Below are 25,903 nucleotides of genomic sequence, written 5' to 3' on the forward strand. Positions count from 1 at the left end.
GTACGTGGCGTAAGCATTCAAGGCCACCAGCTTGCGCCATCGGCTCGCAGCGCCCTTCCCAAGGCAACGAGCCCACGGGGGCCGTCCTATCCCCCGCCCCATCCCCGGGACGGCCCCCTTCTCTCCCCATGCATTGTCCCGTGAGCGGATCCCGTCCGAACTGGTGCCCTAATCCGGGCACAAATCATAGTTGGGCCAAAGACGGCTCTCGCAGCAGGCAGGTACCGCGTGCAGGGCGACAATAGCGACGAATCTGCACTGGCATTCGGGCCGTTCCGACTGCTGCCGAAAGCGCGACTGCTCGAAAAGGACGGCAATCCCGTTCATATCGGCGGCCGCGCGCTCGACATCCTGATCTTCCTCGCCGAACGCGCTGGCGAGGTCGTCGGCAAGCGGGAATTGGTGTCCCGGGTGTGGGCCGATGTGAACGTCGACGAGGGCAGCCTCCGCTTCCACGTCAGCGCGCTGCGCAAGGTGCTCGGCGACAGCGCGTCCGGCGCGAGATATGTCGTGAACGTTCCTGGTCGCGGCTATTGCTTCACCGCGCCGATCGTGCGCGCGGATACGAAGCCTGCCGCAACGCCGGCCGGCAGCCCTCCCCTTCCGGCGCAAATTGCCAGGATGATCGGGCGCACCGAAACAGTCGAGACGATTGCCGCCGAGCTCGCCCGCCACCGCCTGGTCACGGTGGTCGGACCGGGCGGCATCGGCAAGACCACCGTTGCCCTGGCGGTGGGGCACCGTCAGCTCGGCGCTTTTGCCGGAATGGTCAGGTTCGTCGACTTCGGCTCGCTGCGGGACAAGCGCCTGGCGCCGAGCGCGCTGGCATCGGCATTGGGGCTTTCGGTCTCCTCCGACAATCCGGTGCCCAGCATGCTGGCGTTTCTGCGCGAGAAGCGGATGCTGTTGATCTTCGACAGTTGTGAGCATCTCTTGGAAAGCCTGGCGATGCTCGCGGAAAGCATCATCCGCGAGGCGCCTGAGGTTTCCATCCTGGCAACCAGCCGTGAATCGTTGCGCGCCGAAGGCGAGCAGGTGCATCGGCTGTTTCCGCTGGATTGCCCGCCGGAGCGCGCTGCCATCACCGCTCCCGACGTGCTGGCCTATCCCGCGGCGCAATTGTTTGTCGAACGCATCGCCGCGAGCCTCGGGGGGTTCGAGCTTGGCGATGGCGAAGCGCCGCTGGTGGCGGAAATCTGCCGCAAGCTCGATGGCATTGCGCTGGCGATCGAGCTCGCCGCCGGTCGCGTCAACGCCTATGGAATCCAGGGCATCGCCACGCTGCTGAACAGTCGCTTCTCGCTGTTGTGGCAGGGCCGACGCACCGCAGCGCCCAGGCATCAGACGCTGAGCGCGGCGCTCGGCTGGAGCTACGATCTATTGACTCCCATCGAAAGCGTCACTCTGCGCAGGCTGTCGGTGTTCGCCGGCACCTTCACGCTGGAAGCCGCCCTCGCGGTAGCCTCCGAGGATGGGACCGACGAAGCCGAGGCGGTTGAGGCGATCGCAAACCTGGTGGCAAAGTCGCTGATCTCGCTGCCGTCTACGGCTCAGCCGGTGCGCTATCGGCTGCTCGACACCATGCGCGCCTTCGCCGCAGAGAAGCTTGCGGAAGGCGGCGAAGCCACAAGGATATCGCGCAACCATGCGATCTATTTCCGCGATCTCCTTGCGGGCATCGCGGCGAGAGCAGCAGCATTCTCGACGGGCGACAGCTTCACTCCCTATGCGGATCATCTTGCCAATGTGCGCGCGGCGTTGGATTGGAGCTTCTCCGACCAGGGCGAGCGCGCGATCGGGATCGGGCTTGCCGCGGCGGCCGCCCAATTCTTCCTGCAGCTTTCGCTGCTGACGGAATGCCATCGCTGGGCGCGACAGGCGCTGGCGGGGTTTGATCCGCAAATTGCCGACCCGCGTCAGGAGATGGAGCTTCAGGCCGCGCTTGGCGTGTCCTTGATGTTCACGCAAGGCAACACCGAAGAAGTCCATGCGGCCCTCACCCGCAGCCTGCAACTGGCAGAGTCCCACAACGACCTGCACTGGCAGCTATGGCTGCTGCGAGAGCTTCATATCTATCTGACCCGGATCGGCGATTATCATGGCGCGCTGGCGATGGGCGAGCGCGGCGCGGTGGTTGCCAGGACATTGAACGATGCCGGTGCCATCCGTACCGCGGAGTGGATGCTCGGAGTCGCCAACCACCTGATCGGGAATCAGAACGATGCCGTCTTGCAATGCGAGAGCGCCACGACCCATGATCCGTCTCGCCTGCAGATCAACATGCAGCGGCTCGGATATGATGACCGGATCGTTGCGCTGGTAGCCCTTGCGCGAAGCCTCTGGCTGACGGGACGTCCCGACCGCGCCATCGCGGCGGCGAGATATGCGATCAGCGAGGCCGAGCGCACAGAGCAGCCGCTCACCATCGGCATCGGCCTGATATGGTCGATCTACGTGTTTCTCTGGGTCGGCGATTGGGAGGACGCCGACAAGCTGATCGAACGTCTCATCAATCATGCGGCCAGGCATTTTCTCGGGCCCTATCAGGCCGTGGGACTGGGACTGAAGGGCGAACTGTTGATCCGCCGCGGAGAAGCCAAGATCGGCATCGAACTGCTGCGCCAGGGCGCCGGAACATTGCGGCAGACCCGGCACAAGATCCTGAGCACGGTGTTCGCGGCAGCGCTCGCCGAAGGCCTGGTGCAGGTGCGGCAATACGAGGAGGCGCTCGGCATCATCGATGAGGCGATCGCGCAGCGCGACAGCGCCGGGCAGTCGTTCGACCTGCCGGAGATGCTGCGCGTCAAGGGATACATCCTGGCTTCCTCGGCCCGTCCTTACGAGGCCGAAACCTGTCTGATGCAGTCGCTCACGTTGTCCCGCGAGCAAGGCGCGCTCGGATGGGAATTGCGGGCGGCCGCGACCTTGGGACGGCTCTGGCGTGAACAGGGCGATGCAGCAAAGGCACATGCACTGATCGCTCCGCTCTATGCACGGTACAGTGAAGGCCTCGACAGCGCCGATCTCAGGTCCGTAAAATTACTGCTCGATGAGCTGACTCCGGGTATCTAACAACATCTAACGCGCAAATTCGCCCGCGCTGGGCCATGCTCCCTGTACGATTTTGGGGCTGGTCGAAGACGGGATTTGCGAATGGCATTGCTTGATGACGCGCTCGATGCCTGCGGTGGGTTGGAACGATGGCGTCGGTTGAAGAGATTCACCGTCCACCTTTCCATCGATGGCGCGCTGTTCTCCCGCATCGGCAATGCAGGGCGGCTCAAGGACATGGTCATGGAAGGTTCGACCGAGGTCCAGACGCTGCAATTCACCGGCTTCACCGCTCCCGACAGATGCGGCTTGTTTCAGCCCGACTGGGTCGCCATCCAGAGTCTGCAAGGCGAGATCCTGCGTTCTTGTGGCGACCCGCAGACAGCATTTTCGGATCACCACGAGGAAATGCCGTGGGACGATCTGCGCCTGGCCTATTTTTGCGGCCTCTCGCTCTGGAACTGTCTGACGACCCCCTTTCTGCTGGCGCAACCTGAAATTGAGACCGAAGAGCTGCCCCCCTGGAACACCGGCGGCCAGATCTGGCGGCGTCTCCGCGCGCTGTTTCCACCGACCATCGTTACGCATTCGCGGGAGCAGATCTTCTACTTCGATAGCGATGGGCTGCAACGGCGATTGGACTACGAGGCCGTGGGCACCCCAATCGCACACCTGACCTGGGCGCATCAGAAGTTCAACGACATCGTTATTCCCACGCTCCGCCGCTGCCTGTCGCGTCAGCCCGGTGGCACGCTGGTTACCAAGCCCGCTCTGATCGACATCGAGATCTTCGACGCGTCGTTCGAGTAGCAGCCAGCGAGCGGTGTCGACCGTCGCGTCGCGTGTGCGATTACTCCTTGCCCTGAACAAAGAGCTGAATCAGTGCGACGAGAACATCGGGCGCATCCTCCTGGCTGAAGTGGCCGGCATTGGGCAGCTTGATGATGGGCCGGTCCGGCCATATTCCCCTGAAGTCGGCGATTTGGACCGCCGGCGAGATAGCTCTGTCCTTCATACCGACGGCGAGCATTGCTGGCTTTGACTTCAGATTGTCGACGAGAGGAAAACCTTCAACGACGTATGGGATAATCCGACCGAGCAGCACATCGAGCGGGAACTCGATCGCTCCGATACAGTCCTCCCTTGCAGGAAAGGCCGAACCATAGGCCGCGAGCCAATCGGAATTCACTGCCGACAGATTCTCAAGACCAATGATCTTCATGATGCTGAGAATGTTGACGTCCAGATGTCCCAACACCTCGCCAAGCGTGCCGGCTTCGTAATGCTTGCGGACAAACTGAAACCAGGGCGTCTGCGCGTCGAACTCCGCGTTGCCATAGCCCGCCAATGTGTTGAGGAGGAACAGGCGCTTGACGCGGTCGGGGTGTCGCAGCGTGAAGGCCGAACCGATCGGCCCGCCCCAATCCTGCATGACCAGGGTGATGTTCCTCAGATCGATCGCTTCGATGAGGTTCGTAAGGTTGTCGACATGGGCTTTCAGCGAATACTCGCGATCGCGAGGAGTCTCGCTTTTGCCGAAGCCCATATGATCGGGAACGATGACCCTGTGCGTCGCAGAAAGCGGCGGAATAAAGTGTCGATATAGATAGCCCCAGGTCGGCTCACCATGCAGACAAATGATGGGATCGCCGTCGCCCTCGTCGATATAATGCATACGAAAGCCGTTCCCGTCAAAATAGTGCGGCGCAAAGGGCCAGGTTGCACCAAACGTCTCGGCCGCAGGAATCGTCATTTGCCGGATCTCCTCATGCGCGGGTGTCAGTTTGCAATTATATACGTCATGTAAAAGCCTCATCGAATGTTCGCTACCAACGACGAACCGTCGTAATGCCGGCATGACGATAATCTTTGCGTGAGAAGCCGCGCGTCGGCGACCGAAAATATTCGGTTCCGATTGAATCAGAACCGAATACCCAGACGGGTGGTCAGCCAAGCGCGAATGCCGTCCAGCGTGCGGAAATCGTCCAGAGATCGGGTCGCGACGTCATGATAGGCGCCAGCCACCATCTCGCTCAGCGCCCGGCCTGGCCCGAGTTCCAGAAACACCGTCGCTTCGCTCTCCATGCACGCCTGCAGGCAATCGGCCCATTGCACCGTCTGCGAGATCTGGACCGCCAGCTTGTCGAGACCGGTTTTGACATCGATGACGGGCGCAGCGTCGATCCCGCTCAGAAGCCGCGTTCCGGTTGGCAGTACCATCACGGCAGCATGGCTTAGTCGGTCGCGGAATTCCGTCGATGCCTTGGCAAGCCGCGGGGTGTGGGAGGCAACTTCCACCGGTACGTCGACGACCCTGGCCGCCTTCATCGCTTTCGCGTCATCGGCGAGCGCTTTCAACGCTGCGCGGCTTCCGCCGAGAATGAAGGCGTCGCCCGGGTTGACGATGGCGACGGCGGCATCGTGCCGCTCGCACAAGGTGTCGATGGCATCGCGGGGAAGGCCGCGAACGAAGACCATTCCGTCACCGGGCAGCGTGGCAGCGTCCATCGCTTCTGCGCGGCAGGCCACCAGGTCGAGCGTATCCGTCATGCTCGTAAGGCCTGCGACGCCCCAGGCCGCGACCTCGCCAACGCTGTAGCCGGCAACGATGAGGCGATCGGGCATTTGGGCGCGCAGCACGGAAGCTGCGGCCAGCGCCTGCAGCGTGCAGAGGATCTGGCCGATGCGATTGTGGTGCAGCACTTCAGCGCTCTCGCTGCGGACGATCTCGCGCGGATCACGGCCGCCGAGCAGCATCGCCGCATGGGCAAACAGGCTGGCCGCCTCCGGCGCATCGCCGGTCAGGGCGAACATGTCGCGGTGCTGCCGTCCCTGCCCCGAGCAGAGGATTGCGAGAGTCATGGCCAGCCCAGCATCACGAAGAACACCAGCGCCAGCGCAAGCAGGATCGCATTGGACATCAGGGACACGACCTTTCGTGGGCGTCGACGAACAGGGTCATGGCCAATAGATCGGCCGATCCGCCGGGGCTGAGCCGGCGGACGACGAAGCTATCGTGGATGGCGCGGGCGCGCTCCTGCCAATCGGGCGCACCTACGCCGCCCCGGCCGAGAAATTGCCGCGCCACACGGCGCGCAAACAAGAGGCCGTCCAGCCCGCCGCGATGCAGCAGGTTGGTGTCCTCGACCGCGGCGATCAGCGCAAAGCATGCTTCGACCCGCGCTGCCTCCGCGTCGGCAGCGACGAGAGCTCCCCTGTGCAAGGCCGGGAGGCCGACGTGGTAGACGCTGGGAAATCCCTTGGCCGCTTCGACGCGCGCGCCACCGGCACCGAAGCGACGACGGGCTTTCATGCCATGGCTGTGGAGCAGCACAGGCCCGCCGAGGATGCTGCCGCCCCACAGTCGCGTCACGGTTGCTCCGAGCGACAAAACCGGATCGACCTGCCCGCTGCTCCTTGCGCCGGCCGCCGCGCACAACAGGCCGAGGCCGAAGATGGCGCCGCGATGGGTGTTGATGCCTGAGGTCGCAGCAAACATCGCCGCCTCGGCCTCGAGTCCGATGATTCTCAGCCGCTCCATCGCCCAGCCGCCGGCACCTGCTTCCGCCAACGCGGCAAAATACGGGCCGATGGTTTTGGCACTGACGCGCAGCGTCTCGGCGTCCATATCCTCGTGACTGCCACGATCGACATGGCTCACAAGGCCGGGCTTCGGCCATGTCTCCACTTCCAGCAGCAGGCAATCGACGGCGCTTGCCGCGATCGCCGCCGCATCGGGCGCGCATGGCGCCATCACCTGTGGACGAGGCGCGCGGTGCTGCGCGCTCCATGCCAGAGCCGGCGTCATGACAGCATCTCCCCGGCGAGGAAGAGATTCGTATCGAGCAAGGCGACGCCGCCGATGGTCTTGACCAGCACCTGGTCCGCGCCGGCATGCAGCTCCCGCCAGTTCACGGCGGCGCCGTCGTCGCGCACCAGTTCGCCATCGAGCCGCATCGGCGCCGGCGCCTCGATCTCGGCCATGCCGGTGACAAGAGCGGCAACATCCGTGTCACGATCAATGCGCAGCAGCAGATCGAGGTCGGAGCGATCGGTCAGATAATCCAGTCCGGTCAACACGCGCCAGGCCAAGCCGCCGAACACCCTTGCTTCCACCGAATGACGCGAAGCGAGTTCATCGAGACGTTCAAGCGTCGGCCGCCACGTCGGCGGCGCCAACCGAGCCGCCGCTCCTAACGAGGGTGGGGGCGCGATCGATATCACGTCTTCGGTCTGCAGCAGGAAGGAAAGCCGCCGCTTGCCGGCAAAGGGCGGCAATGGCAGGCCCGCCGCCACGCCGTGCTGCTCGCAAGGCGTGGCACGCCGCCCGATCAACGGCCAACCGTTCGCGACCCATCGTGCGACCAGCGGATCGGGCGCCAGATCGCTCCGCATCGCAAGCGCCGCACACCAGCTCTCGGGGCGGACGAAGATCAGATCATGGCGCCTCATCGGTCCCTCAGCGGGTTTGCATGGCAAGCTCACGCACGCGCTCCGCGATCTCAGCGGCCTTCATACGGCCGCCGCGCTCCTTGCCGAGTGCATCGCGTCGGTCGCGCGCATCGCCCATGTTGCGCAGCAGTTTTTCCAATTGATCGGCCAGCGAGACCTCGTCGTCCCAGATGACATGCACCGCGCCGAGCTGAAGCAGATTTTGCAGGCCGGGAGCGAACACCGGCGTGGACTTGGCTTTCTCCTCGAGCACCTCGATCGGCAATTTCGTCACCTTGGACATCGACGGCAGGTCCATTACCGCCGGGTCCGCGCCCGGCAATCCCACCAGCACGCGGGTCGCCAGCGCGGTTGCGAGGAAAGCGCCGGCCGCCGAATGGCCGTACAGCAGCCCGATCGTGGGCCGCCCCTGGATATCGGCGTGGATGAGCGACTTGGCGAGATGAGCCAGGAACTCGTTCAGTCCCAGAAGCTCGTCGCGCTTGCTCATGCGCTGGCTGTCACTGTCGACGATGACCAGGATCGGACCGCTTCCGCGCTTGATCGCGCCAAGAACGGCGCCCGAGAGCCTGATCGCCTCGTCGACACCAAGCGCGGTTCGATCAGCGACTCCGATGACCAGCGCGCGGTCGCCGGATCGCAGCGTGCCGGACCCGAGCAGAACGCCACCGTCATTCTTGACGTCGTGGCCGTCGGGAAACATCGAGGCGAGAATCCTATCGAGCGTCACGGGCAATCCTCCGGACCTTGTCGGCAAGTTCGATGAACTGATCGGCCGGCAGCGCTGGAACGGACGCAGCGTCGGCAACACCCTCCGCCGCCCAGATCTCGACCGCATCCCGGCAGGTGCCAAAGCGCTGCAATCGATCTTCGAGGCGGGACTGTTCGGCATTTAACGTATCGATGCCGAAGCCCGCGGTGGTCTCAAGCAATTCGAGGGCAGCCTCACGGAAGGCTTGCACCGTGTCGTCGGTGAAGAGTTCGGCGCCGCCGATCAGCCGCCGGTGCTTGCCGCCCATCGTGCGCCAGACCAGGGCACGGTCGCGCGAGTCGAACTCTTCGACGCCGCGATTGGTCTCGATGACCTCGGGACCGGAGACGGCGATACGTCCCTGCTCGGACACTGCCAGCGCCGAACAGCAGCCCGCGATCAGTCCGCCGCCGCCATAACATCCCGAGCGGCCACCGATCAGCCCGATCACCTTTACGCCGGCGGTCCGCGCCTCGATCACCGCGCGCATGATCTCGGCAATGGCAAGCTCGCCCGCATTCGCTTCCTGCAGGCGGACGCCGCCGGTGTCGAACAGGATCACTACCGGGATCGACTTGAGCTCCTTCGCCGCACGCAGCAATCCCGTCAGCTTGGCGCCGTGGACCTCGCCGAAAGCGCCGCCCATGAAGCGGCCTTCCTGCGCGGCGACGAAGACCGGCGATTCCGCAAGTCGCCCGCGGCCGATGATGATGCCGTCGTCGAACTGCTCCGGAAGGTCGAACAGTTTCAGATGCGGGCTGACCTCGCGCCGTTCGGGGCCGATGAATTCGACAAAGCTTCCGGGATCGATCAGCAGCCGGATCCGTGCCCGCGCCGAGGCCTCGTAGAAGCTCGTCGCCCTCGCCTGCTCCAGCGACGGCTTTTCCAGATCCGCGACGCTCATTGCTCGTTCTCCGCCATCAGCCGGACAGCCTGGGCGAGACGCAGCGACACGGTGTCCGGCCGCGCGCCGCCGTCATTGATGGAGAACTTGAGCCCGCCCGGCGAGTAGCGCTCGACGAAGTCGGCGACCACGGCGTTCCACACCTCGCCAAAGCCTTCCGCCGCGGTCTTGATCTCCAGTCGGCATTCCGTTTCAGGCAGCACGCGTTCGGCGAGCACTTCCAGATTTCCGGAAGCTACAACACCGATGATCGCCATTTGCCTGGTCCCGCCGGCACGAGCGCGGGCTTGATGGTGAAAGCTCAAATCTTCCATCGCGGCTATCCCCTCACCAGTTGCGGAATTGCGAGGGCGGCGCGTAGAGCCCGCCCGACCACCGCACGAGATCCTTGATCGAGCGCGCCGCCAGCATGCTCCTGTCGGCGTCGAGCGGATCGATGCCGAGATCCTCCGGCCGGCGGATCACGCCGCGCTCGCGCAAGTGCTGCACCATTTTCCTGTCCCTTCTGCGGCCGACATCGGTATAGCCGGCGACGCCGCGGATCGCCTGTTCGCGTTCGTTCTCATCCCGGCACAGCAGCAGGTTGGCAACGCCTTCCTCCGTCACGACGTGGGTGACGTCGTCGCCATAGATCATCACCGGGGCGAGCTCGAGCTTGAGCTTCTCGGCGAGCGCGAGCGCGTCCAGCTTCTCGACCAACAGCGGCACGTTCTTTTCGCCAAAGGTCTCGCCGATCTGCACCACCAGCTTGCGGCCACGGCGCAGCAGCGCCGAGCCGTCGGGATCGGCCTCGCGGCCGGCCTGCAGCCATGGCGTGCTCGGATGGCGCCGCCCGCGGGCATCGGCGCCCATATTCGGCGCACCGCCGAAGCCCGCAATACGCGAGGTGGTCACCGTCGATGAATTGCCCTGCAGGTCGATCTGCAGCGTCGAGCCGATGAACATGTCGCAGGCATAGAGGCCGGCGGTCTGGCAGAAGGCGCGGTTGGAGCGCAGCGAGCCGTCAGGCCCGGTGAAGAAGACGTCGGAGCGTGCGCGGATATAGTCGTCCATGCCGACCTCGGAGCCGAAACAATGGATCTGCTCGACCCAGCCCGATTCAATCGCGGGGATCAGCGCCGGATGAGGATTGAGCGCGAAATGGCTTGCGACCTTGCCCTTCAAGCCCAGCCGCTCGCCATAGGTCGGCAGCAACAATTCGATCGCGGCTGTGGAGAAGCCGATGCCGTGGTTCAGCCGCCGCACGCCGTAGGGCGCGTAGATGGCCTTGATCGCCAACATCGCTGTCAGGATCTGCCCTTCGGTAATGGCGCCGGGATCGCGCGTGAACAACGGCTCGACGAAGAACGGCTTGTCGGCCTCGACCACGAACTGCACCCGGTCCGCCGGGATATCGACGCGCGGCACCTTGTCGACGATCTCGTTGACCTGGGCGATGACGACGCCATTCTTGAAGGCCGTCGCCTCGACCACCGTCGGCGTGTCCTCGGTGTTCGGCCCGGTATAGAGGTTTCCGTCATGGTCGGCGCTGACGGCCGCGATCAGCGCAACCTGCGGCGTGAGGTCGATGAAGTAGCGCGCGAACAATTCGAGATAGGTATGAACGGCGCCGAGCTCGATCTTGCCGCCGAACAGCATGCGCGCGATGCGCGCCGCCTGCGGTCCGGAATAGGCATAGTCGAGCCTCTTTGCGACACCGCGGTCGAACAGGTCCAGATGTTCCGGCAGCACGATGCCGGACTGCACCATATGCAGGCCATTCACCTTGGCGAGGTCGACGGCAAGCAGCGCGCGGCACAAAAGATCCGCCTGCTTCTGGTTGTCGCCCTCCAGGCACACCCGGTCGCACGGCCGGATCACCGCTTCCATCAGGCGGGTGGCATCACTCGCTGCGACGATCTTGCCCTTCGCCAGTTTCGCGCCCGCTTCGATACGGGCATCGCGCGCTTGCCGGCCTTGTTGCCAATTCTTCATTCGCCATGCTCCTGGATCCGGCATTTGAAACGATATGCTTCGGATCCGACTGGATCAGTGAGGCGCTCCGGCGGGCATGCGTCAAAACCCTGTCCCGCCGGAGCCCATGCGTCATTCGCAACCGTCTTGTCAGCGGGCTGCCAACTTTTCAGCGTTGCGAGCAGCTTCGGTGATTACGGCCGCCACTTCCTTCGGATGGGATTCGTAGACGGAGTGGCTGGCGCCCTTGATCTCGGTCGTGTGGCTCTTCGCCCGCGCGTAGTACCAGCGCTCGAGATCAGGATTGATGATCTTGTCGCTCTCGGCGACGATGCCCCAGCTCGGTTTGGTCTTCCAGGCAGCCGCGGTCAGCAGCGTGCAGAAGATCTGGGCCGCAGCCAGGACCTGGGAGCGCGACTCGAACTCCGCCTGCTCGCGCGGCAGATCGGGCGCGAAGAGCTTGGGAAAATCGGCAGGGTTCAGATAGGTGTATTGATCTGGCGTCTTCTTGATCGCGCCTTCGCTCTTGGCCAGCACGCTCGGCATCTTCTTGCCAAGTTCGCCCTCATCTTCGCCGACATCAGGCGCATGCGCGGCGACATAGACGAGACCGACCACGTTTGGATGAACGCCCGCCTCCGTGATGATCGAACCGCCATAGCTGTGGCCGACGAGCAGCGTCGGACCGTCCTGCAAATCGAGGATTCGTTTCGCCGCCGTCACGTCGTCGGCGAATGAAGTTTCCGGCTCCTGCACCATGGTGACATGGAATCCCTCCTTGGTGAGGATTTCATACACGGGCTTCCAGCCCGACGCATCCACCCAGGCCCCGTGCACCAGAACGATGTTCTTGAGCGGATCGGCGCGCGCAGGGACAACTGTCGAAACAAGCGAAAGAGCGGCCGCGAAGGCCAGGCAGGCTTTGACGTGCTTCATGTCCGAAGACTCCAGGTTGCGTCGCGCAAAACATAGAGGCGGGAACCGTCTCGCGTATTTCTGCAACGAAAGGCGTTTTCGACTTTGCACGCCGCCGAGTGATATCGGCTCCATAATCCACTCACGCTGGCCGCGGAGCGCAACTATTGTAAGCGCTTCCCGAAATGGCCGGACGCGCCCTCATATGGTTCATCAACATGCGTAGACACAAGTTCACTCGAGTTCTCGGCCTGGTTGCGGCAGCAGCCGCCGTCGAGATGCTGTTGCCATCGATCGGCTCGACGCAGGAATTCCGTCGGGATCAGGCCGCGAGCGAAGCAGCACCGCCGCTCGTCGTCGAGCTGCGATTACACGGCGGCCTACGTCAACGCCTGCTGTATATATCACCGCCCAAGCCGCTTGCCGCGATCGTGATGCTGCCGGGCGGCGCCGGAAATATCGACATCGAAAGCAATGGTGATATCAGGCATGGCGACAATTTTGTCGTCCGTTCGCGCGAGCTGTGGGTGCAGCGCGGATATGCCGTGGTCATTCCCGATACGATCAACCACGCCAATCTCCGGGGCGATCGCAGCTCTCCGGAGTATGGCGGGATCATTGTCGAACTCGCCGAGTTCGCGCGATCGCAGGCTGGCGTTCCCGTGTTCCTGCTCGGCACGAGCCAGGGCGCGATCGCAGCGGTGAATGGCGCCACCCACGCGCCGCAGGGAAGCGTTTCGGGTCTGATTCTCACGGAATCCGTGTCCAGGGTCGGCAAGAGCGGCGAAACCGTTTTCAGCGCGAAGCCGGAGAACGTGCGCGTGCCGCTTCTCATCGTTGCTAACAGGAGCGACCGGTGCAACGTCGCGCCGCCCGGCGACGCGCCGCGCATCGCTGCGGCGATGGGCCATTCCCCCGAGGTCCAGGTCCGATTCGTCAGCGGAGGAATTAACCGGTCGCGGCACGCTTGCGGATCCTTGTCGCCGCACGGCTATTACGGAATCGAAACGCGCATCGTCGATCTCGTTGCCCGCTGGATCAGCGAGCATCGCTGATCCCGCTCTAAGGCCGTGCAGCCAGCTCGCTGCGGTTCTCGGCCTGCGTGGCTTCGTCGTGGATCGGCACCGGCGCCATCGCCTCGAACACGCCATCATGCCGGACCAGCGCGTGGAACAGCGCGGCGGCGACGTGCATCAGGATCAGCGCAAAGAATGCGAAGGCCAGATAGAAATGCGCGTTCCACAACAGCGTACGGAGGCTGTCGCTCTGCGGCAGGATCGCTGGGAGATAAATGCCGCCGTACAGCTCAACAGGATAGGCCGATGCCGACAGCATGGCCCAGCCGAGCAGCGGCATGCCGATCATCAGTGCATAGAGCGCGTAATGCGACAGTTCCGCGGCGAGCTTCATCGGCTCGGGCAGATCGGCCGGCAGCGGCGGCGCGCCGTAATAGAAGCGCGTGACCAGGCGGATCAGCGCCAGCACCAGGATGACACTGCCGAGCGTCTTGTGGATCGAGACCAGCGGCACGTATTTCGGCATGACCGTGGATACCATGCCGACGCCGATGAACAGCATCGTCAGGATGCAGACGGCCATGACCCAATGCAGCAGGCGCTGAAGTGGGGAGAAGTGATGACGGATAGCGTTCATGGCTTCGGGCCCGTTACGGTTCGTGGATAATCCTTGGCCTCCGCGGTGCGGAGATCGTACGACTTGGCGTAGACCGATGAGCGGGCCGCCGGGAAAGGGTCGTCCGACGTGCGTATGCCCGGCGGCAGCACGGTGGGATCGAAGTTGATATCGCGGCAAGGACCATCAGCCTCGGCCTCGATCCGCGACACGACCAGCGTGCCGACCTCGATGGTGCGACGATCCTCCGGCCAGACCTTGGTCGGATCCGCGGTGGGATCACCGGGGTTGGCGACGGTCACCGTCATGGTCCAACGTTGCGGGCCACTGCGGACGCGCTCCGTGATCTCCTGTTCAAGGAAGTCAGGATCAAGCTTCTTGAGATCATCCTGCGTCACCGGAACCACCTGTGCCTGTGGCAGCAATGACCATCGCACCGCGTGATCGGCACCGGAACTGTCGGTGAAGATGAAGCTGTTGAGGCCGTTGAAGCGATCCTCGGCATAGCTGCCGGTCCAGGGCGCAGACTTGGCCCATGCGCCGAACGGCGCAAACTCCGGATGAGCTTCGGCAAACACCTTCATGGCGTTGGGGTCCTTGCTGCCCGCTGCGACCAGGAGTTCGTGAAAACCTTCCGGCGTGGAGGCAGCAAAGACCGGCGCATTGATCATCGCCATGCGCCATTCCTGACCATTCGGCGGCATGATCCGCAGTCCCAGGCCCCGCACGCGGACCGACGCATCCGCGGCATCGGGATTGGGCGTGCCCAGATTGAAGCGTCCCAGCGCCGGATGCTGGCCTGCGGCAAGGACCGAGGCGCGTGAGATCGCCGCGCCATTGCCGTTGGATTCGAAAACGCCGGTGAAGCAGATGCCCTTGGCGTGATTGCGGCGGTGGCCGAGCGCCGGGCCGCTTGGCGGCGCCAGCGCCTCCAACATCTTCCAGGGCGTCAGTCGCTCCGGCGAAAGCCATCCGGCGGTGTAGGCGAAGGCGGCCGCGCTGCCGGCAACGACGACGCCGATCAGCACGAGTGATCCCAGCACCGAACGTGCGGGAGATGGACGCGGCTCGGGCATTCGGACCTCACGATAATAATTCTATCCTGTGACCCTCAGTATCGCTCCGGCGCTTCGGCCGGTCTTCCCGAACCTGCCAAGACTCTTTCAAAATCGCACGGCAGGCATCGGGAACGCGCTGCGCGGCGGAGGGGATTGTCCATCCGCCGCCCCCGTCCTAACCTGCCGGAAAAAACAGGTGGAAACGCAATGGCACGGATCAAGACTATCGAGACCGGACTCTACCGGATTCCGCTGTCGGTCACGCTGTCCGACAGCACGCATGGCGAAATCAAGGCATTCGAGCTCATCACCGTTCGCCTACGCGATGCGGACGGCGCCGAAGGCGTGGGCTACACCTACACAGTCGGTCGCAACGGGGGCGCCATTGCTGACATTCTCCGGCGTGAAGTTCCCGAACTGATCGAGGGTCGCGAGACCGACGATACCGAGGCGCTGTGGCACCACGTCTGGTGGGGCCTGCATTATGGCGGGCGCGGCGGCCCCACCGTGCTCGCGCTTTCGGCGCTGGACATCGCGCTTTGGGATCTGAAGGCGCGGCGCGCCGCACTGCCGCTCTGGCGCCTGCTCGGCGGATTCGATCAGCGCGTCCCCTGTTATGCCGGCGGCATCGACCTCGATCTGTCGGTCGAGGCACTGCTGAAGCAGACCGACGACAATCTGGGCAAGGGCTTTCGCGCCATCAAGATGAAGGTGGGCCGGCCCGATCTCGGTTCCGACGTCGCGCGCGTGCAGGCGATGCGCAAGCATCTCGGCGACGGCTTTCCCTTGATGGCCGACGCCAACATGAAATGGACGGTGGAGGAAGCCATCCGCGCCGCGCGGGCGCTGCAGCCATTTGATCTCACCTGGCTCGAAGAGCCGATCATTCCCGACGACGTCGCCGGCCATGCCCGGATCCTCGCCGCCGGCGGCGTGCCGATCGCTGCGGGAGAGAACTTGCGCACGCTCTGGGAGTTCAAGAATTACATCGCCAATGGCGCGGTCTCCTATCCGGAGCCTGACGTCACCAATTGCGGCGGGGTGACCTCGTTCATGAAAATCGCGAGACTTGCCGAAGCCTTCAATCTTCCCGTCACCAGCCACGGCGCGCACGACATCACGGTGCACCTGCTCGCGGCCTGTCCGAACCGCTCCTATCTCGAGGCGCACGGCTTTGGCCTCGACCGCTATATCGAGCATCCGCTCGTGCTCGAAGAAGGCACGGCGCTGGCGCCGACCCGCGCCGGCCACGGCGTCAACTTCGACTGGACAGCGTTGGAGCGCCTCGCCGCGTGAGCCGCGATGGATACTGCGCTCCCTCTCCCGCTTGCGGGAGAGGGTTGGTGTGAGGATGTCTCCACGATGGGACTATGATGTCAGGGTGATTTGGGCCATCATCCCCGCTATCAAACAATTGAATCAGAACTCTCCACACGTCGTCCCGGGCTTGACCCGGGACGACGGCGAGAGTGCTGTTGAGTGCAGCCGACAACGGTTCCGGCAGACCAAGGGTGATCGGCTGCCATTGTACCTGTGCAAGCCGTGCGCTTTCGGGGTAGGTTTGAGGCAAACGACGAGCTCTGAGAATTCTAACGGAGGCGGAACGACAAATGCCGACAAAAGATCCGGTCAACTGGATGCTGTCTGAAGCGATCGAATCGCTCGCGCGCGCCGAACGGCTGCATCAAAGATTGTTCAGCCTGCAGCCGGGCGGCACGCGCGAGGTCCATTGGGAGCCTCCGATCGACGTGTTGGAGACCGATCGGGAATTGTTGATCTTCGTGGCGCTGCCCGGCGTCGATCCCGATCACGTGGTGGCGATCATCGAGAACGGCGTGCTGATCATCAAGGGGCACCGGATATTGCCCGCCGAGCTCCGTGATGCGCTGATCCACCGGCTCGAGCTGCCGCAAGGCGGGTTCGAACGCCGCATTGCCCTGCCGGCCGGACGCTATGGCGTGAGCCGGACCGCCTCGAATGGATGCGTCGTGTTGCGCCTGTCGAAAGCCGTGTGAGAATTCATGATGTCGCCTGATAGTCAAAATCCCGGTTCGGCCGCAGCCGGTGCGAAAACGGAATCGGTCGCGATTCCCTCGGATGCGCTGATCATCGTCGCGGTCCGCAACATCGTGCTGTTTCCGGCCGTGATCGCTCCGGTCACCATCGCCCGCGCGAAGTCGATCGCCGCCGCGCAGCAGGCGCTGCGCGAACAACGGCCGATTGGAATCCTGCTGCAGCGAAACGCCGAAGTCGACGATCCAGGTCCTGACGACCTGCACCGCGTCTGCACGATCGCCAATATCGTCAGGTACATCACCGCGCCGGACGGAACCCATCACATCGTCTGCCAGGGCGTGCAGCGCGCCCGCATCCTGGATTTCCTGCCCGGCACACCATTCCCCGCGGCGCGGGTGCTTCACATCCCGGAGCCGGCGACGACGTCGCCTGAGATCGAGGCGCGCTTTCTGAATCTGCAGAGGCAGGCCGTCGAAGCGGTCCAGCTCCTGCCGCAGGCGCCGCCCGAGCTGGTCGGCGCCTTCCAGGCAACGACATCTCCCGGCGCGCTCGCCGATCTCACGGCGTCCTATATGGACATCAAGCCGCAGGAGAAGCAGGAGATCCTCGAGACCATCGACCTCACCTCCCGGATGGACAAGGTTTCGCGCTATCTCGCCGAGCGGCTCGAAGTGCTGCGGCTGAGCAACGAGATCGGCCAGAAGACCAAGGCCGCCCTTGACGAGCGGCAGCGTGAAGTGCTGCTGCGCGAGCAGATGGCCACCATCCAGCGCCAGCTCGGCGAAGGCGAAGGCAAGGCGCAGGAGGTCGCCGAATTGAGCGCGGCGATCGACAAGGCGAAGATGTCGCCCGAGGCCGAGAGCCAGGCGCGCAAGGAGCTGCGGCGCTATGAGCGGATGCCGGAAGCCGCAGCCGAAGGCGGCATGGTCCGCAGCTATCTCGACTGGCTGATCGATCTACCCTGGGCGCTGCCGGACGAAAAGCCGATCGATATCCGAGAAGCGCGGCGCATCCTCGATGAGGATCATTTCGGGCTGGAAAAGATCAAGGCCCGGATCATCGAATATCTCGCGGTTCGCAAACTGGCGCCGCACGGCAAGGCGCCGATCCTCTGCTTCGTCGGACCGCCCGGCGTCGGCAAGACCTCGCTCGGGCAGTCGATCGCCCGCGCCATGGACCGGCCGTTCGTGCGCGTCAGCCTCGGCGGCGTCCACGACGAAGCCGAGATCCGCGGGCACCGCCGCACCTATATCGGCGCCCTGCCCGGCAACATCATCCAGGGCATCAAGAAGGCCGGCTCCCGCGCCTGCGTCATGATGCTGGACGAGATCGACAAGATGGGTCGCGGCATCCAGGGCGACCCGTCGGCGGCGATGCTCGAGGTGCTCGATCCCGAGCAGAATTCGACCTTCCGCGACAACTATCTCGGCGTCCCCTTCGACCTCTCGCGCGTCGCCTTCATAGCGACCGCGAACATGCTCGATACGGTTCCGGGACCGCTGCTGGACCGAATGGAGATCATCAGCCTGCCCGGCTACACCGAGGACGAGAAGCTCGAGATCGCGCGGCGCTATCTGGTGCGCCGCCAGCTCGAGGCCAACGGCCTGAAGCCGGACCAGGCCACGATCGAAGACGAAGCGCTGCGGTCGATCATCAAAGGCTATACGCGGGAAGCCGGCGTCCGTTCGCTCGAACGCGAAATCGGCAAGGCGCTGCGCTATGCCGCGGTGCAGATCGCGGAGGGCAGCTCAACCAAGGTGACGCTCGGCACGCAGGATCTTGCGACCGTGCTCGGCCAGCCGCGTTTCGAAGGCGAGATCGCCCTGCGCACCAGCGTGCCCGGTGTCGCGACCGGGCTCGCCTGGACGCCGGTCGGCGGCGACATTCTCTTCATTGAAGCAACGCGTGTGCCCGGCAGAGGCGGGCTGATCCTCACCGGCCAGCTCGGCGACGTCATGCGTGAAAGCGCGCAAGCCGCGTTGACGCTGGTGAAAAGCCGCGCCACGCAGCTCGGGATCGATCCGTCGCTGTTCGAGAAAAGCGATATCCATGTCCATGTGCCTGCCGGCGCCACGCCGAAAGATGGTCCGAGCGCCGGCGTCGCCATGTTCACCGCACTGTCCTCGCTGCTCACCAACCGCACGGTGAGGCACGACACGGCAATGACAGGCGAGATATCGCTCCGCGGCCTGGTGCTGCCGGTCGGCGGCATCAAGGAGAAGGTCGTCGCGGCCGCAGCCGCCGGCCTGACCAGGGTGATGCTGCCGGCACGCAACCGGCGCGACTTCGACGACATTCCGCAAGGCGCGCGCGACAAGCTGGAGTTCATCTGGCTCGAGCACGTCGACGATGCGATTGCGCAGGCGCTCGAGCCGGCGAAATAGCCGGCCAGCGCGCAATAGGGACGCACCGGGCGCGCGGCTCCCCGCGTGCCCTCAATCCTTGCCCTTGGCCTTCACCAAATAGCTGACGATCGCCGGCACGTCCGCCTCGCCGATCGGCGCCTTGTAGACGTTGATCATCTTGTGCACCACGGCTTCCCAGGCCGCCTTGGGCAGCGGCGGCTGGTTCAGCACCATGTCCGGCGAATGGCAGGCGAGGCAATTGTTGTTGATCGCGTCGGCGCTGGAGCCGCCGGGAAACAAGGCATCGCCTGCCGGCAGCTCCACCGTCGTCGATTTGATCACCGGCAGATCCTGAACCCAGGCCGGCGTCGAGCATAGCAGCGCGGTTCCGAAGCAGCCGATCGCAGCGAGACCTTTCAGCATGATCAGCTCCTACACTGCCTTGATCTGCACGGTCTCGATGACGTTGCGCATGAAGCCGCTGCCGTTCCAGTTCGGCGTGTCCGGCTGGACCTCGCCTGCGGAATTGGTGCAGCGGACCATGAGCGCGTGATCGCCTTTATCGGCAAGCGCAACATCCGTCTGCCACTGGCGAAAGCCGTATTTGCCGAAATCATCGCCAAGCCTGGCCGATTGCCATGACTTGCCGCCGTCGCTGGAAAACTCGACCTTGGCGACGCCGGTGTCACCACCAAAGGCGATGCCGCGAAGGGGCACGCGCGTGCCCGCGGTGAAGGACGCGCCGTCAGCGATATTGGTGAAGAACGAGCGCGGCACCATCCGGTTGATCGGCACCATCTTCACGCCGCTCTGTCCCGGCGCGACGCTGGCGTGCGGCGTGTCGGGGATCGTATAGGCGACGGCCATCCAGTAGTTGTCATCCGGCTTGTCGAGCACCTCGATGTCGCTGAGCATCTTGATCCAATAGGTCGAGTACCATCCCGGCACGATCAGGCGCAGCGGGAAGCCGTTGAGCAACGGCAGTTGCTCGCCATTCATGGCGTAGGCGATCATCACTTCGCCGTCGCGGGCATGATCGATCGCAAGCGACTTCCTGAAGGTCGGAGCCTCCGGCACCACTGGCTCGTCCAATCCCTTGAAGCGGACCTGAACGGCGCCGGCCTTGACGCCGGCGCGATCCAGCACGTCCTTCAGCCGTACGCCGGCCCATCTGGCGTTGCCCATGGCGCCATTCGCCCATTGCGCGCCGGGCACGCGTGGCGAGAAGAAGCCGCGCGAATTGCCGGAGCATTGATTGACCGCGGCAAGCTCCACCCGGGGCAGGTCGCGTAGGATGTCCGTTATCGACAGCGACAGCGTCCGATCGACATGCCCACGCACCGCAAGCCTGAAGGCGTTCACATCGACCGAATTCGGGATCTCGGCCCAGTGCCAGCGCACGTAGAACTGGTCGTTCGGCGTGAAGACGCCGCGGTCGAACACGTCCAGCGGCGTTTCGAGCAGCGGCGGCCGCACCCGCTGCAGGATCATGTCGCCTTTTTGCGGAAAAGCATGCGTGATCGGCCGTTCCCGCGGCCCGCTCGCAAACGGCAATTTGACCATTTCGTCGGCTAAGGCCGGCGATACGGCGAGCGACAGACCGGCAATTCCAATGTTCTGAAGCACGGTCCGGCGCGACGGACGTTGAGTGGCGGCGGAGCGAACGGGATGCGGGTTTCGCAGCGATTGGCTGAGCGCATCTTCCTTGTCGTTGCGCATCGGAGCATCCTCCTTGGGCAAGCGGTACCGAGCCCATCGGCACCGCCCATTGCAAATCCGAACAATACCATACCCCGCCCAATGTCGAGCTGACATCTGGGGTATTTCGAATTCGCCCGCCAATCGGGGCGGCAATTGCGCAACGTCGCGGGAGCGGACGATCAGGCCGCCAGTGCGTCCTGGTTGATTTCACCCTTGGCAAGCGTCGTCAGCAATTCGTCCGCGCGCTTTTCCTCATCGAGCGCGTTGTGCAGCAGCCGCTGGTCCTCCCGAAGGTTGAGCTGGCCCGCGAGCGCGGCCACACTGCCATAGGCTGCGATCTCGTAATGCTCGAGCTTCTGTGCCGAGGCGATCAGACCGGCGTCGCGAAGGTAACCATCCTTCAGGATTACGCACATCTTCTCGGCCTCACGGATCAGCGCCTGCATGGCCTGATCCGTATGTTGCTCGGCGGCGGCATCGTGCTTCTCCAGGATCGACCGCAGCCGCTCCTCCTGCATGATGGTTTCCCGCTGGTGCCGCTCGAGCGCAGCCCTTAGCGAAGGATGCGAGGCCACTTTGGCCATGCGCAGCAACGCCTCGCCAAGCTGCTGCTCGACGCTGACAAGTTCCTGCAGTTCGGCAAGGTACATGTCCTTGAATGTCGTGATCTCCATGATGGTATCCTTTCGAGCGGACCGCCGGCCAGCCGGCCGCCGCGGACCTCAAGTGCAATCGCCGATCGGGTCGAAAGATTGCCCCGGCGAAGCTGCACTCTCCCGCTTGCGGGGGAGGGCTGGGGTGGGGGTGCCTCCGCATTGGGACTCCCCGAGTGGAGAGCGCCCTCACCCCGGCGCAACGCGCCGACCTCTCCCGCAAGCGGGAGAGGTGAAGATTCAGCCTGATCGGCATACTCAAGCTGAGCACTCAACAAAGGGAACCGGTTCCCGGTTCCTAAAATGGGATACCAGCGACGCCGCTCACGCTCGATAGAGATGAAGGTAGTTCGGCGAGAACAGCGCCGTGCTCTTGAGCACGTCCAGGTCGGTGATCGTCAGCGTCCGTTCGCGCAGCAGGATCAGGCCGGAGCTGCGCAAGTCCTGCAGCGTGCGGTTGAGATGGACCACCGAGAGGCCGGTCGCATCGGCCAGATCCATCTGGGTCACCGGAAAGGCGCAGGAATTGCCGTCGATCAGGCCGACCGGCCGCAGCCGTTCATAGATCTCGCATAGCAGATGCGCTACGCGCTCGAGCGCCAGCCGGCGGCCGAGATTGATCGCCCATTCGCGCTGGATCGCGTTGTTCACCAGCGTCTCGCACCAGAACGCCTCCGCGACCGAGCTGTCGTGCGCCACCAGTGCTTCGAATTGCGCGCGCTTGACCTCGGCGTAGACCACTGGCGTCAGGCTCGCGATGGAATGATCCATCACCGGCAGCAGATAGGCATAAGCATCGCAGGTTTCGCCTGGCAGGATGAAATTGACGATCTGGCGCCTTCCATCCTCCAGCGTCTTGTAGCGGCACAGCCAGCCCGACAGCAGGATCCGCACGCCATGGACCGCATCCCCCTCGCTGATCAGGTCCTCGCCCGGGCCGACGTGCAGCATACCCTCGCGTATCGCCCGTTCGAGCGCGGCGATCCCATCGTCCGACAAGCGCCGCAGCGCATTCAGCCGCCGGATCACCGGCTGCGCCGGGTTTCCCTCAATGGCTGGGGGATGCATTTAGCCGTCCACCGCGGGCGTATGGATGGTCCGCCGGCTCAACGGAATGGTAATGGTACAGTGAAGGCCACCAGCATTGTACATGATCATGGTCTGCCCCTTGAACTCGAACGCCAGCGTCCGCTCCAGCAGTTCGGTGCCAAAACCCTTGCGCGGCGGCGGCGTGACGGGCGGTCCGCCCCGCTCGCGCCAGTCGAAAACCAGTCGCGGCGGATCGACCGCGTCGTCGATCCGCCAAGTGACCTCGATGCGCCCGGAAGGCCGGCTCAGCGCGCCGTATTTGAGCGCGTTGGTCGCAAGTTCGTGGAGGGCGAGCGCGAAAGTCTCCGCCGGCTTTGCCTGGAAACGTACTTGCGGGCCGGAGACGCGCAATTGCTCGCCCTCATGGGCATTGTAGCCGAGCAGCTCCTCGATGACGAGGTATTCAAGATCGACGCCGGCTTCGGGGTCGCGCGTCACCAGCGCCTGGGTGCGCGCGAATGCGTTCAGGCGGCCGTCGAGATGCGCAGCATATTCGTCGACGCTCGAGCTGGTTTCAGCCGAGCGGCGCGCAATCGAGCGGACGACGCCGAGCGTGTTGCGGACGCGGTGCTGAAGCTCGGCGAGCAGCAGCCGCTGCCGTTCCTCCGCGCGCGTGATCGCGGTGACGTCGATGAAGGTGATGACGACGCCGGCAATGAAATTGTCGATGCTCCGGTACGGCAGGACGCGGACGATGTAGCGCGTGCCGCTGTCGGGCGCGCTGAGTTCGCGCTCGGCGCTGGCGAGCGTGCGCAGTACGCGGCGAACCTCGTCATAGAGCTCCTCGATCGGAATCCGCGCCTTGATATGTGCGATCGGCCGGCCGACGTCGGTGTCGACCAGGTGCAGCACCTGGGTGATCGCCGGCGTGAAATTCATCACCTTGAGGTCATTGTCCAGGAACACGGTCGCGATCTGCGTGCTCTCGAGGAAGTTCTTCAGGTCGCTGGTGGCACGCGTCAGGTCCTGCACGCGGTGCGCCAGCTCGCCATTGACGGTCGTCAACTCCTCGTTGACCGACTGCAGCTCCTCGCGCGAGGTCTCCAGCTCTTCGTTCGCCGACTGCAATTCCTCGTTCAGCGATTGATATTCCTCGTTGGAGGATTTCAGTTCCTCGTTGGTGCTTTCGAGCTCTTCAATGGTGGCCTGCAGACGCTCGCGCGTCGCCCGCAATTCGCTCTCAAGCCGCTCGACGTGCTCGGTCCTGACCAGCGCATTGGGATTATTCTCCTTGCTATCGACGACGCGCAGCGGACCATCCTTGAACAGCACGACGAAATTGCGGTGGCCGGCAGCGCCCTCCTGAATCGGCTCGACGGTGATATCGACCAGTATGCGATGGCCGTTCACGCCGAGTTGCACCTGCTCGGCATGCGCCGTCTCCTTGGTTTCGGCTGCCCGGCCGAGCGCGGTCCGTAACTCCAGCCGGAGATCGCGGTGCACGAGACTGAGCAGGTCGAGCGTCGCCGCACCCGCGGTCGGCTCGATATAGCGGCCGGTGCGGCCGGAGAAATGCAGAATCTGAAAATTCTCGTCGGTGATGACATAGGCGGGCGCGTAGCGTTCGGCGATGCGCTGGGCACGGCGCTCCAGCCCGACATCGGGACCGAGGGATCGCACCGGAGGGACTTCGACGGTCGCGCGCCCGGCCGCCGTCGTGATCGGGAATTCCGGCGGCAGGCGGGTGCCGGTCTCGAGCTTCTTGAAGATGCGTGCCCGACGATCCACCGGCGCGAACAGTTTTGGATGCCGCGTTACGTTCTCGGAGTTGCCGAGGAACAGGAAGCGGTCCGGCAGCAAGGCGAAGTGGAACAGGGGAATGACCCGATTCTGCAGTTCGGCGTTCAGGTAGATCAGGAGGTTGCGGCAGGACACCAGATCGAGCTTCGAGAACGGCGCGTCCTTGATGACGTTATGTTGCGAGAAGATGCACATCTCGCGCAGGTCCTTCACCACGCAATAGGTGTCGCCCTCGCGGACGAACCAGCGCGCCAACCGCTCCGGCGACATGTCGCCGTCGATAGTGGTCCGATAGCGACCGACCCGGGCCGCGGCAAGCGCGCGCCCATCGATATCGGTGGCAAAGATCTGCACCTGCGGCGGCGAGTCGAGCTTGGCCATGTACTCGCGAAGCAGGATGCCTATCGAATAGGCCTCTTCTCCGGTGGCACAACCCAGCACCCAGACGCGGACCTGCTGGCCCGCAGCCTTGTTCTCGAAAATTTTCGGGATCACCTGGGTTTCCAGCACCTCGAATTCGCGCTTGTCGCGGAAGAATTCGGTGACCCCGATCAGGAGGTCATTGAACAGGTGCTGCGCCTCATCCTTGTCCTGCCTTAGGTGATCGACATAGGCGGCGATCTCGTCGATCTGCACCACCTGCATGCGCCGCTGCACCCGGCGGAGGAAGGTGTTCTGCTTATAGCCGTGAAAATCATTACCGGTCTTGTTGCGCAGGATGTCGGCGATACGCGACAGCGAACTGGCGGCGGCGGCGAGGATTTCGTCAAATCCCTGCCTCTCCTCCAGCCGCCGCAGATGGCGGGCATAAACCTGGATGTGCTCGGGAATGTCGTCAGGCGGCAGCACGAAATCGGCGATTGCGGCCGCATTGTTGCTGTCGGCGTGTGGGTCGGCATGATCGCTGGCGACACGTTCGGCGATGGCCAGCCCGCCGTGGTCCTTCAGGGTCGCCACACCCAGCGTCCCGTCGCCGCCGGTTCCGGCGAGAACGACGCCGATCGCCTCCTCGGCCCGGTCTTCCGCGAGCGATACCAGGAAGCTGTCGACCGTAGCGCGTTCGCCCGGCGCCTGCTCGGCCGCACGGATCGCCAGTCGATCGCCATGGATGCTGACGATCCTGTTGGCGGGGCAGAGATAGATCGTGCTGCCTTCGATCGCGGCGCCGTCCTCGATTTCGGAAAGCTTGGTGCCTTCCGAACGCTCCAGCATCTCTCGCAGCCGCCGTTCGTCGAACGCCTCACGGTGCTGCAACACCAACACGATGGTCTGGTCGGAATTCAGCGTCAGTTTTGAGAAGAAACGCTCGATACTATTCATCGCGCTGGCGGACGCGCCGACGCCGATGATCAACGGCGCCTTGGCCCGACGCCGGCCATCCGCTGGTTCCGATCCGGGTTCACTCATGGGGCGGCGGCTCTCGTTGTTCTGTCACGGCCTGATTCAGCTTGCCAAACCACGCCCATAGCAGAATTGGACACTATCCCAACAGAGATTACGGCGAAATAACGCGCGAGAGTGCGATCTGGTCGCCCGGCGCCACGAGGTCCTTGCGCATAAAGTGTCGGGAGAACGCGCATACCGCCGAAGACGGCCGCGGAACCCACAAAATGCCTTGAAGAACTCACCGCCCTGATGGACGG

Annotated in this window: 22 protein-coding genes; 6 read left to right on the forward strand and 16 right to left on the reverse strand. The window is 64.0% G+C overall.

All coding sequences use genetic code 11. The features are described from left to right. Window positions 1-228 precede the first annotated feature (228 nt). The gene (locus AC5ZG5_RS14015) at window positions 229-3,072 is read left to right on the forward strand and encodes an ATP-binding protein (RefSeq protein ID WP_456642548.1); all 2,844 of its coding nucleotides are present in this window, start codon (window positions 229-231) and stop codon (window positions 3,070-3,072) included. Between the two features lie 81 nt (window positions 3,073-3,153). Further along, entirely contained in the window at window positions 3,154-3,861 is a 708-nt protein-coding gene (locus AC5ZG5_RS14020) for a hypothetical protein (protein ID WP_456642547.1), read from the forward strand. 40 nt (window positions 3,862-3,901) lie between these two features. Here AC5ZG5_RS14020 and AC5ZG5_RS14025 read toward each other — a convergent pair whose 3' ends face one another. The 9 genes from AC5ZG5_RS14025 to AC5ZG5_RS14065 all read right to left on the reverse strand — a co-directional run bounded on the left by AC5ZG5_RS14025 (window position 3,902) and on the right by AC5ZG5_RS14065 (window position 12,047). Further along, complete coding sequence (locus AC5ZG5_RS14025) at window positions 3,902-4,804, reverse strand: alpha/beta fold hydrolase (RefSeq protein WP_028162705.1); 903 nt, start codon at window positions 4,802-4,804, stop codon at window positions 3,902-3,904. A gap of 167 nt (window positions 4,805-4,971) precedes the next feature. Beyond that, window positions 4,972-5,913, reverse strand: coding sequence for an acyltransferase domain-containing protein (locus tag AC5ZG5_RS14030; protein WP_456642546.1), 942 nt, complete (start codon window positions 5,911-5,913; stop codon window positions 4,972-4,974). A gap of 58 nt (window positions 5,914-5,971) precedes the next feature. Further along, window positions 5,972-6,859 (reverse strand): triphosphoribosyl-dephospho-CoA synthase MdcB, encoded by an 888-nt coding sequence (gene mdcB / locus AC5ZG5_RS14035; protein ID WP_456642545.1) that lies wholly within the window; start codon window positions 6,857-6,859, stop codon window positions 5,972-5,974. Next, a complete protein-coding gene (gene mdcG, locus AC5ZG5_RS14040; RefSeq protein ID WP_456642544.1) occupies window positions 6,856-7,536 on the reverse strand; it encodes a malonate decarboxylase holo-[acyl-carrier-protein] synthase in 681 nt (226 codons plus the stop codon). The genes mdcB and mdcG overlap by 4 nt, the downstream gene beginning before the upstream one ends. After that, entirely contained in the window at window positions 7,511-8,233 is a 723-nt protein-coding gene (gene mdcE / locus AC5ZG5_RS14045) for a biotin-independent malonate decarboxylase subunit gamma (protein WP_456642543.1), read from the reverse strand. Before mdcE ends, mdcG begins: the two co-directional genes overlap by 26 nt. Next, window positions 8,220-9,158, reverse strand: a complete 939-nt coding sequence (locus AC5ZG5_RS14050) for a biotin-independent malonate decarboxylase subunit beta (protein ID WP_130228134.1) — start codon at window positions 9,156-9,158, stop codon at window positions 8,220-8,222. Before AC5ZG5_RS14050 ends, mdcE begins: the two co-directional genes overlap by 14 nt. Beyond that, window positions 9,155-9,472 carry a malonate decarboxylase acyl carrier protein gene (gene mdcC, locus AC5ZG5_RS14055; RefSeq protein WP_130228133.1) on the reverse strand — a complete coding sequence of 106 codons (318 nt, stop codon included), beginning with the start codon at window positions 9,470-9,472 and terminating at the stop codon, window positions 9,155-9,157. Before mdcC ends, AC5ZG5_RS14050 begins: the two co-directional genes overlap by 4 nt. A 13-nt stretch (window positions 9,473-9,485) precedes the next feature. Further along, on the reverse strand, window positions 9,486-11,132 hold the full coding sequence (mdcA, locus tag AC5ZG5_RS14060; RefSeq protein WP_456642542.1) for a malonate decarboxylase subunit alpha: 1,647 nt from the start codon (window positions 11,130-11,132) through the stop codon (window positions 9,486-9,488). A 129-nt stretch (window positions 11,133-11,261) separates the two neighbouring features. Next, entirely contained in the window at window positions 11,262-12,047 is a 786-nt protein-coding gene (locus tag AC5ZG5_RS14065) for an alpha/beta hydrolase (protein ID WP_456642541.1), read from the reverse strand. Between the two features lie 197 nt (window positions 12,048-12,244). Here AC5ZG5_RS14065 and AC5ZG5_RS14070 point away from each other — a divergent pair, with 197 nt between their 5' ends. Beyond that, window positions 12,245-13,081, forward strand: a complete 837-nt coding sequence (locus tag AC5ZG5_RS14070; protein ID WP_456642540.1) for an alpha/beta hydrolase — start codon at window positions 12,245-12,247, stop codon at window positions 13,079-13,081. A 7-nt stretch (window positions 13,082-13,088) separates the two neighbouring features. Here AC5ZG5_RS14070 and AC5ZG5_RS14075 read toward each other — a convergent pair whose 3' ends face one another. After that, window positions 13,089-13,679, reverse strand: coding sequence for a cytochrome b (locus AC5ZG5_RS14075; protein WP_456642539.1), 591 nt, complete (start codon window positions 13,677-13,679; stop codon window positions 13,089-13,091). Further along, window positions 13,676-14,734, reverse strand: a complete 1,059-nt coding sequence (locus AC5ZG5_RS14080; protein ID WP_456642538.1) for a catalase family peroxidase — start codon at window positions 14,732-14,734, stop codon at window positions 13,676-13,678. The genes AC5ZG5_RS14075 and AC5ZG5_RS14080 overlap by 4 nt, the downstream gene beginning before the upstream one ends. Before the next feature lie 189 nt (window positions 14,735-14,923). On the opposite strand from AC5ZG5_RS14080, the gene AC5ZG5_RS14085 reads away from it, so the two are divergent. The 3 genes from AC5ZG5_RS14085 (at window position 14,924) to lon (ending at window position 19,116) form a co-directional block, all read left to right on the forward strand. Beyond that, window positions 14,924-16,012, forward strand: a complete 1,089-nt coding sequence (locus AC5ZG5_RS14085; protein WP_456642537.1) for a mandelate racemase/muconate lactonizing enzyme family protein — start codon at window positions 14,924-14,926, stop codon at window positions 16,010-16,012. Window positions 16,013-16,326: 314 nt separating this feature from the next. Beyond that, entirely contained in the window at window positions 16,327-16,731 is a 405-nt protein-coding gene (locus AC5ZG5_RS14090; protein WP_456642536.1) for an Hsp20/alpha crystallin family protein, read from the forward strand. 9 nt (window positions 16,732-16,740) lie between these two features. Continuing rightward, complete coding sequence (gene lon / locus AC5ZG5_RS14095) at window positions 16,741-19,116, forward strand: endopeptidase La (RefSeq protein WP_456642652.1); 2,376 nt, start codon at window positions 16,741-16,743, stop codon at window positions 19,114-19,116. 51 nt (window positions 19,117-19,167) lie between these two features. Here the strand turns inward: lon and AC5ZG5_RS14100 are convergent, their stop codons facing one another. The 5 genes from AC5ZG5_RS14100 to AC5ZG5_RS14120 form a co-directional block, all read right to left on the reverse strand. Further along, a complete protein-coding gene (locus AC5ZG5_RS14100) occupies window positions 19,168-19,500 on the reverse strand; it encodes a cytochrome c (protein ID WP_456642535.1) in 333 nt (110 codons plus the stop codon). A gap of 9 nt (window positions 19,501-19,509) precedes the next feature. After that, window positions 19,510-20,796, reverse strand: coding sequence for a molybdopterin-dependent oxidoreductase (locus AC5ZG5_RS14105; protein ID WP_456642534.1), 1,287 nt, complete (start codon window positions 20,794-20,796; stop codon window positions 19,510-19,512). Between the two features lie 161 nt (window positions 20,797-20,957). After that, window positions 20,958-21,452, reverse strand: a complete 495-nt coding sequence (locus AC5ZG5_RS14110) for a YciE/YciF ferroxidase family protein (RefSeq protein ID WP_456642533.1) — start codon at window positions 21,450-21,452, stop codon at window positions 20,958-20,960. Window positions 21,453-21,755: 303 nt separating this feature from the next. Then, window positions 21,756-22,499 carry a Crp/Fnr family transcriptional regulator gene (locus AC5ZG5_RS14115; RefSeq protein ID WP_456642532.1) on the reverse strand — a complete coding sequence of 248 codons (744 nt, stop codon included), beginning with the start codon at window positions 22,497-22,499 and terminating at the stop codon, window positions 21,756-21,758. Beyond that, a complete protein-coding gene (locus tag AC5ZG5_RS14120; RefSeq protein WP_456642531.1) occupies window positions 22,500-25,667 on the reverse strand; it encodes a CheR family methyltransferase in 3,168 nt (1,055 codons plus the stop codon). Between the last annotated feature and the right edge of the window lie 236 nt (window positions 25,668-25,903).

It is taken from the genome of Bradyrhizobium sp. Ses1 (genome assembly GCF_059512365.1).

Coding starts and splice junctions, on each gene's coding strand:
- AC5ZG5_RS14085 (WP_456642537.1), top strand. CDS start 14,924: ATGGCACGGATCAAGACTATCGAGACCGGACTCTACCGGATTCCGCTG.
- AC5ZG5_RS14120 (WP_456642531.1), bottom strand. CDS start 25,667: ATGAGTGAACCCGGATCGGAACCAGCGGATGGCCGGCGTCGGGCCAAG.
- mdcB (WP_456642545.1), bottom strand. CDS start 6,859: ATGACGCCGGCTCTGGCATGGAGCGCGCAGCACCGCGCGCCTCGTCCA.
- AC5ZG5_RS14025 (WP_028162705.1), bottom strand. CDS start 4,804: ATGACGATTCCTGCGGCCGAGACGTTTGGTGCAACCTGGCCCTTTGCG.
- lon (WP_456642652.1), top strand. CDS start 16,741: ATGTCGCCTGATAGTCAAAATCCCGGTTCGGCCGCAGCCGGTGCGAAA.
- AC5ZG5_RS14065 (WP_456642541.1), bottom strand. CDS start 12,047: ATGAAGCACGTCAAAGCCTGCCTGGCCTTCGCGGCCGCTCTTTCGCTT.
- AC5ZG5_RS14105 (WP_456642534.1), bottom strand. CDS start 20,796: ATGCGCAACGACAAGGAAGATGCGCTCAGCCAATCGCTGCGAAACCCG.
- AC5ZG5_RS14030 (WP_456642546.1), bottom strand. CDS start 5,913: ATGACTCTCGCAATCCTCTGCTCGGGGCAGGGACGGCAGCACCGCGAC.
- AC5ZG5_RS14075 (WP_456642539.1), bottom strand. CDS start 13,679: ATGAACGCTATCCGTCATCACTTCTCCCCACTTCAGCGCCTGCTGCAT.
- AC5ZG5_RS14115 (WP_456642532.1), bottom strand. CDS start 22,499: ATGCATCCCCCAGCCATTGAGGGAAACCCGGCGCAGCCGGTGATCCGG.
- AC5ZG5_RS14100 (WP_456642535.1), bottom strand. CDS start 19,500: ATGCTGAAAGGTCTCGCTGCGATCGGCTGCTTCGGAACCGCGCTGCTA.
- AC5ZG5_RS14090 (WP_456642536.1), top strand. CDS start 16,327: ATGCCGACAAAAGATCCGGTCAACTGGATGCTGTCTGAAGCGATCGAA.
- mdcC (WP_130228133.1), bottom strand. CDS start 9,472: ATGGAAGATTTGAGCTTTCACCATCAAGCCCGCGCTCGTGCCGGCGGG.
- AC5ZG5_RS14050 (WP_130228134.1), bottom strand. CDS start 9,158: ATGAGCGTCGCGGATCTGGAAAAGCCGTCGCTGGAGCAGGCGAGGGCG.
- AC5ZG5_RS14070 (WP_456642540.1), top strand. CDS start 12,245: ATGCGTAGACACAAGTTCACTCGAGTTCTCGGCCTGGTTGCGGCAGCA.
- mdcA (WP_456642542.1), bottom strand. CDS start 11,132: ATGAAGAATTGGCAACAAGGCCGGCAAGCGCGCGATGCCCGTATCGAA.
- AC5ZG5_RS14020 (WP_456642547.1), top strand. CDS start 3,154: ATGGCATTGCTTGATGACGCGCTCGATGCCTGCGGTGGGTTGGAACGA.
- AC5ZG5_RS14110 (WP_456642533.1), bottom strand. CDS start 21,452: ATGGAGATCACGACATTCAAGGACATGTACCTTGCCGAACTGCAGGAA.
- AC5ZG5_RS14080 (WP_456642538.1), bottom strand. CDS start 14,734: ATGCCCGAGCCGCGTCCATCTCCCGCACGTTCGGTGCTGGGATCACTC.